General features: G+C 65.5%; 15 protein-coding genes and 1 pseudogene. 7 read left to right on the forward strand and 9 right to left on the reverse strand.

Features of this window, described 5'->3' with window-relative positions; translation table 11 throughout:
* The first annotated feature begins 7 nt into the window (after positions 1–7).
* From ACLKOZ_RS01200 to ACLKOZ_RS01210, 3 genes are all read left to right on the forward strand, one after another.
* Positions 8–343, forward strand: coding sequence for a cupin domain-containing protein (locus ACLKOZ_RS01200; protein WP_436472313.1), 336 nt, complete (start codon positions 8–10; stop codon positions 341–343).
* Between the two features lie 116 nt (positions 344–459).
* Positions 460–840, forward strand: coding sequence for a DUF7793 family protein (locus ACLKOZ_RS01205; RefSeq protein ID WP_436472314.1), 381 nt, complete (start codon positions 460–462; stop codon positions 838–840).
* Positions 841–1,020: 180 nt separating this feature from the next.
* Entirely contained in the window at positions 1,021–1,404 is a 384-nt protein-coding gene (locus ACLKOZ_RS01210; protein WP_436472315.1) for a DUF1304 family protein, read from the forward strand.
* Between the two features lie 99 nt (positions 1,405–1,503).
* Here the strand turns inward: ACLKOZ_RS01210 and ACLKOZ_RS01215 are convergent, their stop codons facing one another.
* Both ACLKOZ_RS01215 and ACLKOZ_RS01220 read right to left on the reverse strand, forming a co-directional pair.
* Complete coding sequence (locus ACLKOZ_RS01215) at positions 1,504–2,742, reverse strand: MFS transporter (RefSeq protein WP_436472316.1); 1,239 nt, start codon at positions 2,740–2,742, stop codon at positions 1,504–1,506.
* Between the two features lie 190 nt (positions 2,743–2,932).
* On the reverse strand, positions 2,933–3,385 hold the full coding sequence (locus ACLKOZ_RS01220) for an SRPBCC family protein (RefSeq protein WP_436472317.1): 453 nt from the start codon (positions 3,383–3,385) through the stop codon (positions 2,933–2,935).
* Positions 3,386–3,580: 195 nt separating this feature from the next.
* On the opposite strand from ACLKOZ_RS01220, the gene ACLKOZ_RS01225 reads away from it, so the two are divergent.
* Both ACLKOZ_RS01225 and ACLKOZ_RS01230 read left to right on the forward strand, forming a co-directional pair.
* Entirely contained in the window at positions 3,581–3,775 is a 195-nt protein-coding gene (locus ACLKOZ_RS01225; RefSeq protein ID WP_436472318.1) for a hypothetical protein, read from the forward strand.
* 90 nt (positions 3,776–3,865) lie between these two features.
* Positions 3,866–4,759: a potassium channel family protein gene (locus ACLKOZ_RS01230; protein WP_436472319.1), complete on the forward strand. Its 894-nt coding sequence runs from the start codon at positions 3,866–3,868 to the stop codon at positions 4,757–4,759.
* Between the two features lie 80 nt (positions 4,760–4,839).
* Here the strand turns inward: ACLKOZ_RS01230 and ACLKOZ_RS01235 are convergent.
* From ACLKOZ_RS01235 to ACLKOZ_RS01245, 3 genes and pseudogenes are all read right to left on the reverse strand, one after another.
* Positions 4,840–5,223 (reverse strand): annotated as a pseudogene (locus tag ACLKOZ_RS01235) (Na+/H+ antiporter NhaA); the annotation flags it as partial.
* Between the two features lies 1 nt (position 5,224).
* Positions 5,225–6,847 carry an ABC transporter permease gene (locus ACLKOZ_RS01240; protein ID WP_436472320.1) on the reverse strand — a complete coding sequence of 541 codons (1,623 nt, stop codon included), beginning with the start codon at positions 6,845–6,847 and terminating at the stop codon, positions 5,225–5,227.
* Complete coding sequence (locus ACLKOZ_RS01245; protein WP_436472321.1) at positions 6,847–7,758, reverse strand: ATP-binding cassette domain-containing protein; 912 nt, start codon at positions 7,756–7,758, stop codon at positions 6,847–6,849. Before ACLKOZ_RS01245 ends, ACLKOZ_RS01240 begins: the two co-directional genes overlap by 1 nt.
* Before the next feature lie 618 nt (positions 7,759–8,376).
* Between ACLKOZ_RS01245 and ACLKOZ_RS01250 the strand changes: the two genes are divergently transcribed.
* Positions 8,377–9,654, forward strand: a complete 1,278-nt coding sequence (locus ACLKOZ_RS01250; protein WP_436472322.1) for a TrkH family potassium uptake protein — start codon at positions 8,377–8,379, stop codon at positions 9,652–9,654.
* Positions 9,655–9,677: 23 nt separating this feature from the next.
* Here the strand turns inward: ACLKOZ_RS01250 and ACLKOZ_RS01255 are convergent, their stop codons facing one another.
* Together ACLKOZ_RS01255 and ACLKOZ_RS01260 are read right to left on the reverse strand one after the other, a co-directional pair.
* Positions 9,678–10,931, reverse strand: a complete 1,254-nt coding sequence (locus tag ACLKOZ_RS01255) for a glycosyltransferase (RefSeq protein WP_436472323.1) — start codon at positions 10,929–10,931, stop codon at positions 9,678–9,680.
* A 72-nt stretch (positions 10,932–11,003) separates the two neighbouring features.
* Positions 11,004–11,294 carry a DUF3040 domain-containing protein gene (locus ACLKOZ_RS01260; protein ID WP_436472324.1) on the reverse strand — a complete coding sequence of 97 codons (291 nt, stop codon included), beginning with the start codon at positions 11,292–11,294 and terminating at the stop codon, positions 11,004–11,006.
* Between the two features lie 587 nt (positions 11,295–11,881).
* Between ACLKOZ_RS01260 and ACLKOZ_RS01265 the strand changes: the two genes are divergently transcribed.
* A complete protein-coding gene (locus ACLKOZ_RS01265; protein ID WP_337350231.1) occupies positions 11,882–12,202 on the forward strand; it encodes a GYD domain-containing protein in 321 nt (106 codons plus the stop codon).
* Between the two features lie 75 nt (positions 12,203–12,277).
* On the opposite strand, the gene ACLKOZ_RS01270 is transcribed toward ACLKOZ_RS01265, so the two are convergent.
* Together ACLKOZ_RS01270 and ACLKOZ_RS01275 are read right to left on the reverse strand one after the other, a co-directional pair.
* Positions 12,278–13,234 carry a lipid kinase gene (locus tag ACLKOZ_RS01270; protein ID WP_376045120.1) on the reverse strand — a complete coding sequence of 319 codons (957 nt, stop codon included), beginning with the start codon at positions 13,232–13,234 and terminating at the stop codon, positions 12,278–12,280.
* 107 nt (positions 13,235–13,341) lie between these two features.
* Positions 13,342–14,238, reverse strand: coding sequence for a ketopantoate reductase family protein (locus ACLKOZ_RS01275; protein ID WP_436472325.1), 897 nt, complete (start codon positions 14,236–14,238; stop codon positions 13,342–13,344).
* Between the last annotated feature and the right edge of the window lie 208 nt (positions 14,239–14,446).

Here is a 14,446-nt window from a genome sequence, read left to right on the forward strand (position 1 = left end):
TTGGCTCATGCAGAAGATATCGATCGATGCCCTGGCCCGCCAGCAGATCACGGCCGCCGTGGCTGCCCCCAGCGGGAGGGCGGCGGACACAGCCTACGGCGGGCACGAGAAGATGCTGCGCCAGACTGTCATGGCCTTTCGCGCCGGCACACAGCTCAGCGAACACCAGAACCCCGGCGAGGCAACAGTCTTTGTGCTGAAGGGATCGGTGTGGCTCAAGTCAGGCGGTGAGTCCTGGCAGGGCAAAACGGGCGACCTCCTGATCGTGCCCCAAGGCCTGCACAGCCTCGAAGCCGAAGAGGATTCCGCAGCACTGTTCACGGTGGTCAAGACCGACCGTTAGACCCCGCCGGCAGCAGCGCCCGCACTGCAGACAACGTGGGCCTGCCCGACCCTTCAAGGGGAGGGCAGGCCTTCGCCCGTTAAGCTTGGCTGGTAGTAGATGCTGGGGGAGCAGAAATGGAACCAATCACAGTTGATGGCGGCAAGGGCACCATAGAACTCGGTGCCGACGGAATCATCTACCTTGTCTGGAAACCCGGGATCGTCCTGGACGGCATTGACGTGCACGCGGCCATGGCAAGGTTGACTGAAATTACCGACGGCTCCGAATACCCGATGTTGGTGGACATGGGGAAGACCAAAGCCGTCACCCGCCAGGCCAGGGATGTTTTCAAGATTCCCAGTGCCGCTTCGCGAATTGCCTTGCTTGGCTCCAGTCCTGTGGACCGGGTCATTGCCAACTTCACCATCGAACGGCAGGCCCTGCCGTGTCCCACGCGCTTTTTCACCTCCCGCGATGAGGCCCTGGGCTGGCTTCTCCAGATTCCGCCTTCATAACCCTGGGCTGCGGGCACGATGGCCATGGCACCAGAGCGCAGTCCGGCAGAACCGCCGCCCTGAGCGTCGCAAGACCGGGATCCCGAGCTGGCCGGTGGATCCCTTGAAGGACTTTGCCTCAACGGCGTATTCTGCACGGAAAGTCAGCGGGATGTGCCGGCCTTGGCATGGGAGGTGACGATGAATCTAGTCAGTCAGATTATTGCCGGGGCCACGGCCCTTGCCCTGATCGGCGTCGGCCTGCTGGAGATTTTCTTCCACGGCGATCGCCGCTTTTACCGGCTCTTTTTGATCAAACCCGAGGACGTTGCCGCCGTGCGCATGTGGGCGATGAACATTGGCGCCTACAACATCGCCTTTGGGCTGGGAATCGCCTCAGGGCTGTGGATGGTGAACTTTTCCGGCAATGCCGCCGGTGGATCGGCAATCGTTATCTTCTGTTGCGCGAGTCAGTTCATCCTCGGCATCTGGCTGTGGATCACGGAGAAGCGTCTACTCATCAGTGCCATCGGACAGGCCCTCATCCCCGGCCTTGCAGTGGTCTTCTACCTCTTCTTCCGGTAAAGCCGTTCCCTCTGTAGATGCCGGCGGGGGATTGGCTACCCACACGAGTTAATGATCTGGCAGGCCGTGCCGAAGGCCCGTCCGCGCCTGGTGGTCCACTTACCGCGTGCCCGGCCGCTTCTCAACCGGCCGCGGGCTCTTCCATATAGACTCGCGCGGGCCCGGCGGGTACGCAGCCGTCTTTCCGGCCCAGGCGATCACCAGTGCCGCGATGACCGGCAGGGCCGCCGCGGCGGGTACCAACAAAGGCCCGGCCACCACCAGGGCAGCTGAGCCGTAGAGTGCACCGATGGTGATGCCCAGCTGGATGGTCAGGACAGTCAGCCCGTTCGCGGCGTCCTTGTTTTCGCGGCCGGCCCGGAGGATGGCCGATTGATTGTAGATGCCGATAGCACCGAGCCCGGCGCCCCAAACGCTCATCAGCACCAGGGCGAAGGCAAGGCTGCCGCCCACAAACGGCAAGAGCAGCATCGAAACGGCGATTGCCGCCGTCGTAATTAACAGCGAGCGGCGCGGGTGGGAATCGACGGTGAGCCCGGCGATCCAGATGCCCACCAGGCCGGAGACGCCCAGGATTGTGAGGGAGAGGGTGATGGCGTAGTCGGGCAGGCCGGCGTCGCGGATGTACGGGGCGATGTAGGTGAAGAGCGCGAAGTGCGCCAGGACCAGCAGCGGCCAGGCGATGGCCACGGGCTTCACGCCGGGCTGGGCGATGGCGGCGCGCAGGGAGGGACGGGCCTCGCCGGCTACGCGCCGGACGGACGGCAGGAGGAAGAACCCGAGGAGGGCAAGGGCCAGCCCGAAGCCGGCGAGGGCAAGGAATGCCGCGCGCCAGCCGAGGAACGTGCCCAGCGCGGTGCCGATCGGCGCGCCGATGGCCAGGCCCAGGCTGTTGCCGCTGAAGACGATGGCCAGCGCCTTGCCCACTTTGTCGGCAGGGACCACACGGGCAACATACGGGGCCATGGTGGTCCAGAGCAGTCCGTGGGCGAGGCCACCCACCAGCCGGGCGATCATCGCGGCGGTGAAGTCGGGGGCTAGGCCCACCAAGGCGTTGCTGATGGTAAATGTCAGGACGAGTGCCACGAGCAGCGGCCGCCGCGGCACTTTGCCCAGAAGCCGGGCGGCTGGCACCACGGTGATGACGATGACGGCGGCGTAGGCGGCAGCGAGGTATCCGGCCACCGGTTCGGAGACATTCAGGCCGGTACTGATCTGGGGGAGCAGGCCGGAGGGGAGGAGTTCGGTAGTGATGGCGGTGAAGGCGATGGCGGCAAGGACCATCATGGCGGCCAGCGGGAAACGCTGGGCAGCCGGCGCGGAAGTCGCGGAGGACATGGGAAAGGGTTCCATTCAAGGAGGAGGGGGATGGAACCGGGCTCTGCGGGCCGAACAATTCCTCCATAAGTTTACCCGCTGAACGAAGGTGTTACGTGCACGGGCGAGGTGCCGGAATCAGCTTCGCGGACCGGCCGTGGCGGCAGGCAAACAGGGAGGTACGACGGCGGCGCGCAGCTTCTGGAAGCCGCTACCCGTTCGCGCGGGCGGCCTTCTCGGTGGCGGCCAGCATGTCGGTGAAGGTGGCGGTCAGCATCTTGTCGATCAATGGGCCGGTGAGCAGGCCGAGGGGGCCACCCCGGGGCACATAGCGGTAGTCGAAGGTAGCCAAGGTCCCGTCGCCGTCGGGCTTGAGGATGAGCGTGGACTCGGCCCGCTTGAACGGCACCGACACGCTCGGCTGATTGTGGGTGTCCATCCTGCGGCCCTCCTCCCAGATGGTGACGGTTTCCTCCATGCTGCCCATCGGTTTCAGGTCCACGCGGCGCCGGGCGCCCAGGCCCATGGTTTGGTCGCTGATGGCTCTCGTGGCCTTGAGGCCGTCCCAGTGCTTCGCGAGATTCGGGAAGTCGGCGTACAGGGCCCAGACGGAACCCGTGGGCGCAGACATACGACGTTGCACCTTGATGTGACGTTCAGGCATGGGAACCACTCCAAATGTTGAGTCAGCCTCAGGGCAGTGCGCTGTCCCAATCCCATGATCCCGCTGGCACTCGCGCGAGCGCAATCAACGTGGAACGGCCGGGCCTTGGTCAGTTCACCGGCATCATCCCGGGCCTCCAAAGGCCAGCAGCGGCGCTCCATTGACAGCCCTAAAGGCCGATGGGACGCTCGACTCATGTCCCGAGGGAGAACAGCACGTTTCCGGAACATCCAGCCCTTCGGCATCGAGAAAGCCGCGGCTGCTGCAGGCCATGATTCCGGTGTCCTGCGGATGGAAAACCTCGACACGGACATCGCCCCGCCGCCGTCTGCCGTGGCCGTGACCCGGGAAGCTGTCGGACGCCGGGATGCCAACAGCGGGTGGTGCTGAGTCCGGGCGTCTGCCCCCGGACGGTCGGCTGCTCGCGCTGTTCGCCAGGAGGCGGGGCAGGCGCAGGCGGTGACGCCTCTAAGATGAGGCATGAACTTGGAGGACGTGCTCTGGACAGTTGTGGGGGCCGGGCTGATTTTGCTGATGCTCGCCGACGTCTTTCACACGCTCCTTTATCCGCACGGTTCCGGTCCTGTAGGCCGTACGATCATGCGCGGCTTCTGGCTGCTGTCGAAAAGACTGCGCGGCCGGGCCTCCACCATCGCCGCACCCTTGGCGATGGCTGCAGTCATCGGTGCTTGGGCGGGCTTGGCAGCCGTCGGCTGGGCCCTGCTGTACTTGCCCCACCTACCGGAGGGTTTTGTGTATGGAGTCGGCGTTCCGCAGCGGGCTGACTTTGCTGAAGCGCTCTATATATCCATGGTGACCCTCTCCACTGTGGGTTTCGGTGAAATCGTGGCAGCGCATCCGCTGCTGCGGCTGGTTGCCGCCTCCCAGGCAGTGACCGGATTCGGTTTGCTGACCGCAACGGTCTCCTGGATCTTGCAGACGTACCCGGCCCTCAGCCGTCGCCGGGCTCTGGCCCACCAGCTGAACTTGTTCAGGGAGGCTGCAGGTCCAGCGGGCGTGGCCTCGCTGGATCCGAGGCATGCGGCCGGGCTCCTGGAATCAATTGCCAGAGCTGTGGCTTCCGTGAGCATTGACCTGCTGTCCTTCCACGAGACCTACTACTTCCACGAGGTGGAGAAGCGGGGTTCCCTACCGGCCACGGTTGCCTACGCCCACCATCTGGCGTCGGAGGCCCAGGGCAGCAAAAGCCCTGAACTGCAGTTCGCGGGTCGGATGCTGCACGCGGCGCTGGACGATCTTGCGGAGGTCCTGCGCGGTAAATTCGGCCATTCAGGATCAACGTCGTCCGCGGTGTTCGACAGCTACGCGCTGCACCATAGGCACCGTCAGCCGGGCGAACCGGATACGAAGTAGCCCCTGGGACCCTACTTCGGGGGCCGGGTCGGTTCGCTGCTCCCGGGTCATGGCCTGTGGTCCTGGCGGTAGACATCCGGTACGCCGTTGTGGTCGGAGTCAACTGGCACAACGGATGTCCGGATTTGTCGCAGGTCCCCGGCTACGAACTCCCGTTTGAGTTCGAGCCCGACGAGGAAGAAAAAGATTGCCAGCAGCCCATCGGCGGCCCAGGCTCCGAGGCTGAGCTCCAGGTGCCAGGGTCCATAGCCGATCCTATGGTTCCGGAGCGAAAAGTAGCTCTCGGCCCAGGGCGAGTTCGCCCAGAACACTGCGGTAGCGGCCGCGCCGAGCATCAATGCGCCACCGACAGTTTCCTTGCGCAGAATCGCCCTGATGCGAAGCGCCTCGGCGTAGCTTCCCCGTCCAAGGACCGTAGACCCGCGGGGCGGATTTGGGTGATCGTTCATGGACCGGCCAGCCATTTCATGTGGTGACGTCGCGGCGCCGGATGAAGTAGGCAGCCAGGGCAGCCAAGGCCGCGGCAGTGACCGTCAAGCCCAGGGCGCCGGTCAGGTTGAAGGACTCCACGGGCATCGCGGACGAGTGACGGAACGGACTAACGTCCTGCAGCCACACCGGAAGCCCGAAGAGTTCCCCAAATTCGCCCAGGACGAGTCCGGCCGCAAGCATCCCCCAGCCGAGCAGGATACTGAGCCGCGGTGCGAATGCGAACACGAGCGAGGCAGCCGCCAGGAACACGAGGGCAGCGGGAACGTGCGCCAGCGCCGCCGGAACCAGGGACCCCGCGGGTCCGTCGGCCGCCGTCCCTGACAGTGCCAGGCCGACGGCGGCAGCGACTCCTGCCACTCCAGCGACAACGGTGGCCGAGGCCGCGGCAGTGAACAGGTTCGCACCGAGCCAACGGGCCCGGGCCACCGGGGCGGCGAGCAGCACCTCGGACCGGCCTTCGGCCTCCTCTGCGCGCATCCGCAGCACCGCCTGAATACCGGCGGCCGCAGCGAACACCCCTGCAATGCCCAGCAAGGCCGTAACGAACACGTCAATCAGCCCTGCCTGGCCACCGGGTACGAGCCGGGAAATGAGTTCCTTCAGGGGTGCCACGCTGGAGACCGTCTCGGAAACCAAGGGCCCCAGAGCGCCCGCCACGGCGCCCAGTGTCGCGGCCCCGACACACCATCCAGCCAAGGTTGAGCGCTGCAGGCGCCAGGCCAGGCCCACGAATGAGGTGCCCCCGGCTCCGGCCCGCTCCCTGCCGTCGCGCTGGGGCAGAAGGCTGGCGCCCACATCCCGCCGCCGACGGATCAGCACGGCCAGTGCACCCAGTGCCAGCGCGCCGACGATTAGTACCAGCAGCGCCGACACGTCCGGGCTGGTGAACGGCCGCGACCGCTGTCCCCAGCCAATGGGCGAGAGCAGCGACGGCCATGCACTCGTGACGTGCAACAGGTCCGCCGCCGGAGTCCCCAGCGCGTCCCCGGCACCCCGGAGCAGATATGCCGCCCCCACCAGGCCTGCGGCCGCACCGTTCGCGCTCCGGCCCGAGGGCAGGACCTGGGCGATGACCGCGGCCAGGCCCACAAAGCAGGCACCGACGGCGCCGACGGCGGCCCCCGCCCATGCGGCGCCCGGAAGTTCCAATCCGGCCGCGACGAATCCGGCGGCAAGGAATACTGCCAGCAGCAGGTTCGCCACCGTTCCCAACACAAGCGTCGCGGTCAGGGAAGCTGCCCGCGGAAGAGGAACGGCGCCCAGGAGTTCGGCCCGTCCGAGCTCTTCATCGGTGCGGGTGTGCCGCACAACCAGAAATGTGCTCATCAGTCCTGCCAACACGGCCGTGAACGCGAAACCCTGGAAGAACACCACCGCCCCCACGCCCGTCCCGTCAGGCACGCCGCGGAGGAAGAGGAATGCCGGGTTCGAGGCCGCCAAAGTGAGGATCGCTGCCTGCGAGGCCTCATCACCGAACTGGATGACGACAGCGCTCGACGTCGCAAACCCCAGCAGTGTGATGCCCATGATCCAGACGGGCAGTGTCACCCGGTCCCTGCGCGCCTGGAACAAGGCCAGCCGAAGCACGCCGGGCATCACCGCACCTCGCTTTCGTTGCGGTCACTGTAGTGGCGCAGGAACAAGGACTCGAGGGACGGCGGAGCCACTGATAGTCCGCTGATCCCCGGCTCGGCGATGCCGGCCAGGACAGCACCCAGATCGGCGGCGTCCGCGTCGAACTCGGCGGAACCGCCGTCGATGCTCACGCCGTGCGTACCGGCCAACGCCGCCAGCCGCGCGGGCTCAGCCAGGCCGGTGACCCGAAAATGCGTACGCTTCAGGTGACGGAGTTCACCCAGTGTCCCGCTCTCTACCGCTTTTCCCGACCGGATGATGGTGATCCGGTCGCTCAGCTGTTCGACTTCACTGAGGATGTGGCTCGAGAGCAGAACGGTGGCCCCGTCCCTGCTGACCCTTTCGATCTGGCGCCGGAACACGGCATCCATCACCGGATCCAGTCCGGCGCTCGGCTCGTCTAGCAGGTACAGGCGCGCCGGGCGGGCGAACGCCGCTATCAGGGCAACCTTCTGCCGGTTGCCTTTCGAGTAGGTCCGTGCCTTCTTCCGCGGGTCGAACTCAAACTCCTCGATGAGCTCACGGCGGAGGGCTTCGTCGGCACCGCCGCGCAGGCCGGTGAGCAGGTCGATGACTTCCCCGCCGGAAAGGTTGGGCCACAAACTTACATCGCCCGGGACATAAGCGATGTCCCGATGGGTTCGGACGGGGTCGGTCCAGGGGTCCATGCCGAATACCCGGGCCGTTCCGGCGGTCGGGCGGATCAGGCCCAGGAGAATCCTCAGGGTCGTGGATTTGCCCGCACCGTTCGGGCCCAAAAACCCGTGAATTTCACCGGCGGCGACGCTCAGGTCCAGGCCGTCCAGTGCCCGTGTCCTGCCGAAATCCTTGGCGAGTCCGAGAGTTTCGATGACAGGTGTTACTGCATTCATGAGCCGTCCGCTCCTCAGGTCATCACGCGAACACCCGAGGCGGCCGCCAAGGGCGTTCCGCGGGCACTGCCCACGGGCCGACCAGGCTTCCCGGCTCTCCGATCCACAGCATACAAGCCCCCGAAGGCGCTAGGAAGACCAGCAAAACCTGATCCAGGCCAGACGTGAACGCAACCACCCGGACCAGACCTCTCTGTGTTAAGTGCCCCCGAAACTGTCGGCGTTAAGGATTCGTCAAGACTTTCAGGGATCCGGCAATGTCCCGGATTTCCGGTGCTACGCTCCGTGATGGTCTCGGCAGTCCGGCCGGGTCACTGACCGGTACAGGCAAGGACGGGCCACCAAGAGCAAAGGACCAACCTATGCCGGCATCAGAGCGCGTAGCCCCGGTGCGCGGCGTGGCCAGAGCACTCCGTTCCCGGGTATCCGCAACGTTGCAGCAGAAGCCGAGGAGGTGCCCGGGTGAGGGCCAGCGGAAGAGAAAAGGGGCTGAAGATCCGTAATGACGCCCCCTTGAATGGCGGCCAGCGCGTTCAGTCTCGGATCAGGGCCCAAGGCGACAGTATCGGGCGCGGGCTGCTGCATCCTGTCCGTTCAGTACCTCTGGCTTTCCTCGCCGTGATTCTTCTGGGCTCCGTACTCCTGATGCTGCCTGCCGCCCGCTCGGCGGCAGAGGCGGACCCGGTACTTCCTGCCCTGTTCACCGCCGTTTCGGCTGTCTGCGTCACAGGACTAATCACCGTCGACACCCCAACGTTCTGGTCGCCCTTCGGACACACAGTGATTCTCGGGCTGATACAAGCCGGCGGATTCGGCATCATGACGTTGGCAACCTTGTTGGCACTGCTGGTGCGCAAAAGCATCGGGCTGCGGGGCCAGCTCGTCGCACAGTCCGAAACGCACACCCTGAACTTTGGCGACGTCCGCTCCGTCCTCTTCCGGGTCGCCAGAATCATGGTGGTTTTCGAAGCCGCAACCGCCGCCGTTCTCACGATCCGCTTCTGGTTTGCTTATGACGACAATCCGGGCACAGCCCTATGGCACGGGACTTTTCACGCTGTTTCGGCGTTTAACAATGCCGGCTTCGCCCTCTACAGTGACAGCCTGATCAGCTTCGCCGACGACCCCTGGATCATTGTCCCGATCTGCCTGGCGGTGATCGCTGGAGGCCTCGGATTCCCCGTGCTCATCGCCCTCCTCACGGGGGGTGTCAGGATGAAGGCCTGGACCGTCCACCTCCGCCTGACCGTCTTCGGTACCCTGCTGCTCCTGGCCGCCGGCTGTGCCCTCTTCGCCGCCTTTGAATGGAATCGGGACGAAACCCTCGGCCCCATGTCGTTCGGCGGGAAACTCCTCGCGACCCTGGCCGGGAGTGTCTTCCCGCGTACAGCGGGCTTTAACAGCATCGATTACGGCTCCGCCGCCCCTGAGACCCTCATGATCACGAATGTCCTGATGTTCATCGGCGGCGGCAGCGCCGGCACCGCCGGCGGCATCAAGATCACCACGTTCCTGGTCCTGGGGTTCGCCATCTGGAACGAGATCCGGGGCCGAGACGAAGTCACAATCGCCCACCGCTCCATCACCGCTTCCGCCCAGCGCCAGGCCCTCTCCGTCGCACTCCTAGGAGTCGCCGCGGTCGTCACCGGCACGCTGCTGCTCCTCATGTTCACCGACCACAGCCTAGAGAGAGTCCTCTTCGAATCAATTTCTGCGTTTGCCACCGTGGGCCTCAGCACCGGAATCACCTACGACCTGCCAGTCAACGCCCAGTGGGTACTCATGGCTCTCATGTTCACAGGCCGTATCGGCACCATCACAGTCGCCTCCGCTCTGGCCCTGTCATCCCGCCCACGCCTCTACCAACTCCCGGAAGAACGACCCATCATCGGCTAGCCTCGCACCACTGCGCCCGGACCTCATGGCTCCGCAATGCGCTCCAGTGCGGCCACTGCAGCGGATATTCCATCCTCGGCGCGTACACGGTGGCCCAGCTTTTCGGCGGCGCGTGCCATATCGGGATCTGTGGTGGCGGTGGTTATGGCGGAGGCGAGGCCGGCGGCCGTGAGGTGGCGTTGCGGCTGTGGTGCGGGAGCGACACCGCGGTGGTGCGCCAGCCGGGCCCAGAACGGCTGGTCGGCGACGAACGGGCACACTACTTGCGGCCGCCCGGAGGCGAATGCGGTGCCGACTGTGCCCGCGCCCCCGTGGTGTACTACCGCAGCCATGCGCGGGAACAGTCTCATGTAGTCCACATCGCCCACACCAAGAACGTCGTCAGCTTGTATGCTGCTGTCCAGTCCGCCCCAACCCGCGCCGATCACCAGGCGCTTCCCTGCCCGGCGTGCGGCTTCCAGGACCAAGGCGGTGCCGCGCGCGGGGTCCCTGCCGGACATTGAACCGAATCCGACGAACACCGGCGGGTCGCCCGATCCGAGGAAGTCCTCGATGTGCGGAGGCAGGGCCTCGTCCGAGAGCGGTAGGAACCAGTAGCCGGTGGTGTGCACCGATCCCGGCCAGTCCTCCGGCGGAGGCAGCACCGAGGGACTGAAAGCGTGCAGCACCGGAGCCTGGCCGTTGTCCGGCCGGCGCAGCGGGTCGTGCCGTCCACGGCGGCGGGGGAGACCCAGGGTGTCTTCGCGCCACCGGTCAACGACCCGGCCGAACATTGCCTCCACGGCCTTCATCCCCGCGAACGTGGCCCGATTTGCCGAGGCAGGCAGCCAGGATGGCAGGCCTACGCCCGGCCACGGGAACTCCCGGGTCGGGACGTACACCGGCATGGGGAGAGCAAGCACGGCTGGGATACCGAGCTTCTCGGCCACGTGCTGCCCGGCGATGATCTGGCCGTTGTGCACCACAACATCTGCGCCGGCTCCCGCGCCGTGCGAAGCGACGGTCCAGCAGTAGGCGAGCAGTTGGGTGAACATCGCCGGCATGGTCCGGACCTGTCGCAGCCGGGCACGCATCCGGCCCTCGATCACACCCGCAATTGCCGGGTCGTCCATCAACCGCATCGGGCCGTCATCCACTCCGGCGAAGGGCACCCCGTGACCGGCGACGAATCCGGCGAACCGTTGCGGCGCGGCGAGCGTCACCTGATGCCCGGCAGTGAGCAATCCCTGGGCCAAGGCTATGAACGGCTGGACGTCACCGCGCGTCCCCAATGTCATGATCAGTACCTTCATTGGTATGTCACCGATTTAAGGCCCACGGCGACGTATTCGTCCTCCGCATGTACGGTTTCATGTCTGGTGCCCGGTCGTGTCCCCCATGTGCAGACCGCGGAGGAACCAGTTGACTCCCGCGACCATCAGCAGGAAACCAGCGACGCCGATGACCGCGAGCTGTGTAATGATTCCGGCAATGACCAAGGCGAAGCCAACGAAAGTGGTCAGTAAACCGTAGATAGTCCGGGCGGATGCCCGGTACCTGGATAGACCGCCCTGTAACTCCCGGTCCAGGTCCGGATCGCTTGCGGCCAGTTCCTCTTCCAGCTTTTCAAGGCGCCTGCGCTCCTCATCAGACAGAGCCATGACGGCTGCCTGTCCTGCCGAAATCCTTGGCGAGTCCGAGAGTTTCAATGACAGGTGTTACTGCATTCATGGGCCGTCCGCTCCTCAGGTCATCACGCGAACACCCGAGGCGGCCGCCAAGGGCGTTCCGCGGGCACTGCCCACGGGCCGACCAGGCTTCCCGGCTCTCCGATCCAAAGCATACAAGCCCCCGAACGCGCTAGGAAGACCAGCACATCCTTCCCGCTACAAGGGTTATGCATCGGTTGAATTCCCGCAGGGGGACTGGGTGGGACCCATACGTTATCCCCGAGTATTGACTGCCCGTAGCCCGAGGAATAACGTCTGCTTTAGCGGGGTCATCCACCCCGTTTCCACGGGATAAGGGGCCGGATCTGGGCCGCTCCTGCACGGCGATGGAGCCAGGTGAGGAGGATTCTGTGTGGATGTCATCCTGCACCACAGGCACCCGGGATAAGAGTGTGCCCGCTGGTGGTCGCGGTAGTCCGTACCTCCTCAATGGCGTGTTGCTGCGTAAAAATGACGGCGTTGATTGCACTCGGCGCGATGAACAGCCGACGGGATAGGAATCCAGGAAAGGAATGACAATGCCGAAGTATCTGTTTGAAGCGACGTATGTAGGCAACGGGATCAAGGGGCTCATGCAGGAAGGCGGCACCAAGCGGCGTGATGCCCTGACGGAGGCTCTCAAGTCTGTCGGTGGATCGCTGGAGAGCTTCTATTACGCCTTTGGTTACTACGACGTCCTTGGAGTTTTTGAGGCGCCGGACGATGCAAGTGCTGCAGCACTGTCGCTGCTGATCAATTCGACCGGGACCGTCAACGTCCGCCTGAAGCCGCTCCTGACGGTGGAGGACATCGACGAGGCCGCCAAGAAGACGCCGAACTACCGGCCCCCGGGACAGTAAAGCCGGGACAGTAGGGGGGGCCTGGCACCTGGCCAGCGGCCGCCGTCGTGAGAGTACGACGGCGGCCGCTGGCTTTCACACGGGCGGCCAGTCCGCGGCGCCCGGTCCGTCAAACAATGCGCTGGTGCTGCTTTGGGGCACCACGACGTGGACGGCGTTTCGCTGGATGGTGAAGTCTGCCGGCGTGGTGGTGGCGATTTCGCCGTCGAGATTCACCGAAAGCGGCGGCTCGGTGACAAGCCGGACGTGTCGGCTGGTCACGTGGTGCACCCGGTCGTGTTTGATGAAGCTTCCGTCCTTGAGCAGCCGTGCGATACTCACGTGCTCCCGGAGCGGGCCGGCCAGGATGGCGTAGATGTCAAGGATGTGGTCATCGATCCCGGCGGTGGGGGAGACCGTGTTGCCGCCGCCGTAGTGCCGGCCGTTGCCGACGGCCACCTGAAGCAGGTCCTCGAACTCCATCGGCTCGTGGTCCCCTTCCGGAAACTCGAGGCGGGCCCGGAACGGCTGGTGCCTGGCATAGGCCCGAAGCGTCGCGATGCTGTAGGCCAATGGCCCGATCATCCGCTTCAGGCGGGGGCTGAGGGCTTCGGTGACCGCCACCGACAGGCCCACGGACGCGACGTTGAGGAACGGCTCGCCGTTGGCCCGGCCGAGGTCGATGTCCACCACCTTCCCCTCGGCGACGGTGGCGCACGCCTCGGCGAGATTGTTGGGGATCTCCAGCGTGCGGGCGAAGTCGTTGGCGGTGCCCAGCGGAAGAACGCCGAGCATCACGTTGGTGCCGGCAACCCGGCCGGCGGCGTAGGACACAGTCCCGTCGCCGCCACCAACAACCACAAGGTCGTGCCCGTCTGCAAGCACCCGGTCCAGCGTCCCGGCCAGGTCTGCCCCGGACAGCACGTGGTGCACGGCGGAGATCGGCACGCCTGCCTTTCGCATCGTGTCCACCGCAAGTTCGGGTGCCGCCCCTCGGCGTGATCCGGCGTTAATCACAACGGCGGCTGAGCGGACGTCCCTGGCAGCTTTCATGAAGGCCATGGTAGGCCGCGGACCTGTGAATTCCTTAGGCCGAGCGGGTGGGATCCTGGGCAGGCCCGGCTTCGCTCCTTGCATTCCGTGCAGCTGCGCCGAAGGGTTCAGCGCTGCAGGCCGGCCCTGATCTGGATGAGGGTGAGGTCCAGCAGCGGCGCTGGAACGTTGAGCTCCCGGGCCCTGCGTGCGAGATCGCCGAGGATGTGCTCAGCCTCCGAAGGGAGCCCTGCGCTGAGGTCCCGGTACAGGGAGGACGTGAAGGCCGATCCCGGCTCGGTGAGGATGCTCACCGCCTGTCCATGAGCGGCGTCGGAAACGGCATGTCCTGCAGCGGCAGCCACCGCCTCAGTTTCGCTGATGGCCTCCAGGATTTTGGATTGCCCGCCGGCCTCGATGATCCGTCCCACCGGCGCCCGGAACAGGCAATTGACGATCCCCGCGGCGGCGATAAATGCCCATTTATCCCACAGTGCGCCCACTATGTCGTCAACTACCGAGAAATCGACGCCGGGCACGTCCAGAGCCTCAGAAACATCCGCGGGGACAGGGTTTCCGTTCAGCCCACCTACCGTGAGCGAAGTGAGGGGCACCTGCTGGCGGACCACATCGCCGTCGAGAGTGGCGACGATCCGGGCCAGGCCGCCCAGCACCTGTCCCGGGTACTGCTGCTCGAGCCGGTCCACATGGGCCATGCCGTTGAGGATGGGAACGATGCTGGTTCCAGGCCCCACGAAAGCGCCCAGTTCGCCGAGTACGCCGTCGAACGCGGTGGCTTTGACCGTGACGAGGATCAGATCGAAGCCGTCCGACCCGTCCGGGGCGGTAATGGTCTGCACCGGGTGCGTCCGGTCAGCGGTGGGGGAGATAAAGCGCAACCCGTCGCGGCGAAGGACCTCCTGCTTGCGCGGCCGCACAAGATATGTGACATCCCGTCCCGCTTCCTGCAGGAGCGTGCCGAACGCCCCGCCGGTGGCTCCGGCTCCGACAACGAGTATCCGCATGGGTGCATACCTTTCGAGGGGTGGTGCTCAAGGATGTTGACCGGGCCCTGGAGCCCAGGAACAGCTGATGAGCCTTTGGATCCGATGTTCCAAGGCTAGGGGGTTTCAGTTGGACCTCCCACCCGCGGCGCACCTGTATCCTGAGAAGGCAGGTTGAATGGCTCCAGCGGCCATCAACCACGCTCGGTTCGCGGCCGGATGACGGTCC

Source organism: Arthrobacter sp. R4, from assembly GCF_051365025.1.
Lineage (GTDB): Bacteria > Actinomycetota > Actinomycetes > Actinomycetales > Micrococcaceae > Arthrobacter.

What these genes read in the sequence shown, in the direction of transcription:
- ACLKOZ_RS01200 (WP_436472313.1), top strand. Translation starts at nt 8, where the DNA reads ATGCAGAAGATATCGATCGATGCCCTGGCCCGCCAGCAGATCACGGCC.
- ACLKOZ_RS01205 (WP_436472314.1), top strand. Translation starts at nt 460, where the DNA reads ATGGAACCAATCACAGTTGATGGCGGCAAGGGCACCATAGAACTCGGT.
- ACLKOZ_RS01210 (WP_436472315.1), top strand. Translation starts at nt 1,021, where the DNA reads ATGAATCTAGTCAGTCAGATTATTGCCGGGGCCACGGCCCTTGCCCTG.
- ACLKOZ_RS01215 (WP_436472316.1), bottom strand. Translation starts at nt 2,742, where the DNA reads ATGTCCTCCGCGACTTCCGCGCCGGCTGCCCAGCGTTTCCCGCTGGCC.
- ACLKOZ_RS01220 (WP_436472317.1), bottom strand. Translation starts at nt 3,385, where the DNA reads ATGCCTGAACGTCACATCAAGGTGCAACGTCGTATGTCTGCGCCCACG.
- ACLKOZ_RS01225 (WP_436472318.1), top strand. Translation starts at nt 3,581, where the DNA reads ATGTCCCGAGGGAGAACAGCACGTTTCCGGAACATCCAGCCCTTCGGC.
- ACLKOZ_RS01230 (WP_436472319.1), top strand. Translation starts at nt 3,866, where the DNA reads ATGAACTTGGAGGACGTGCTCTGGACAGTTGTGGGGGCCGGGCTGATT.
- ACLKOZ_RS01240 (WP_436472320.1), bottom strand. Translation starts at nt 6,847, where the DNA reads ATGCCCGGCGTGCTTCGGCTGGCCTTGTTCCAGGCGCGCAGGGACCGG.
- ACLKOZ_RS01245 (WP_436472321.1), bottom strand. Translation starts at nt 7,758, where the DNA reads ATGAATGCAGTAACACCTGTCATCGAAACTCTCGGACTCGCCAAGGAT.
- ACLKOZ_RS01255 (WP_436472323.1), bottom strand. Translation starts at nt 10,931, where the DNA reads ATGACATTGGGGACGCGCGGTGACGTCCAGCCGTTCATAGCCTTGGCC.
- ACLKOZ_RS01260 (WP_436472324.1), bottom strand. Translation starts at nt 11,294, where the DNA reads ATGGCTCTGTCTGATGAGGAGCGCAGGCGCCTTGAAAAGCTGGAAGAG.
- ACLKOZ_RS01265 (WP_337350231.1), top strand. Translation starts at nt 11,882, where the DNA reads ATGCCGAAGTATCTGTTTGAAGCGACGTATGTAGGCAACGGGATCAAG.
- ACLKOZ_RS01270 (WP_376045120.1), bottom strand. Translation starts at nt 13,234, where the DNA reads ATGAAAGCTGCCAGGGACGTCCGCTCAGCCGCCGTTGTGATTAACGCC.
- ACLKOZ_RS01275 (WP_436472325.1), bottom strand. Translation starts at nt 14,238, where the DNA reads ATGCGGATACTCGTTGTCGGAGCCGGAGCCACCGGCGGGGCGTTCGGC.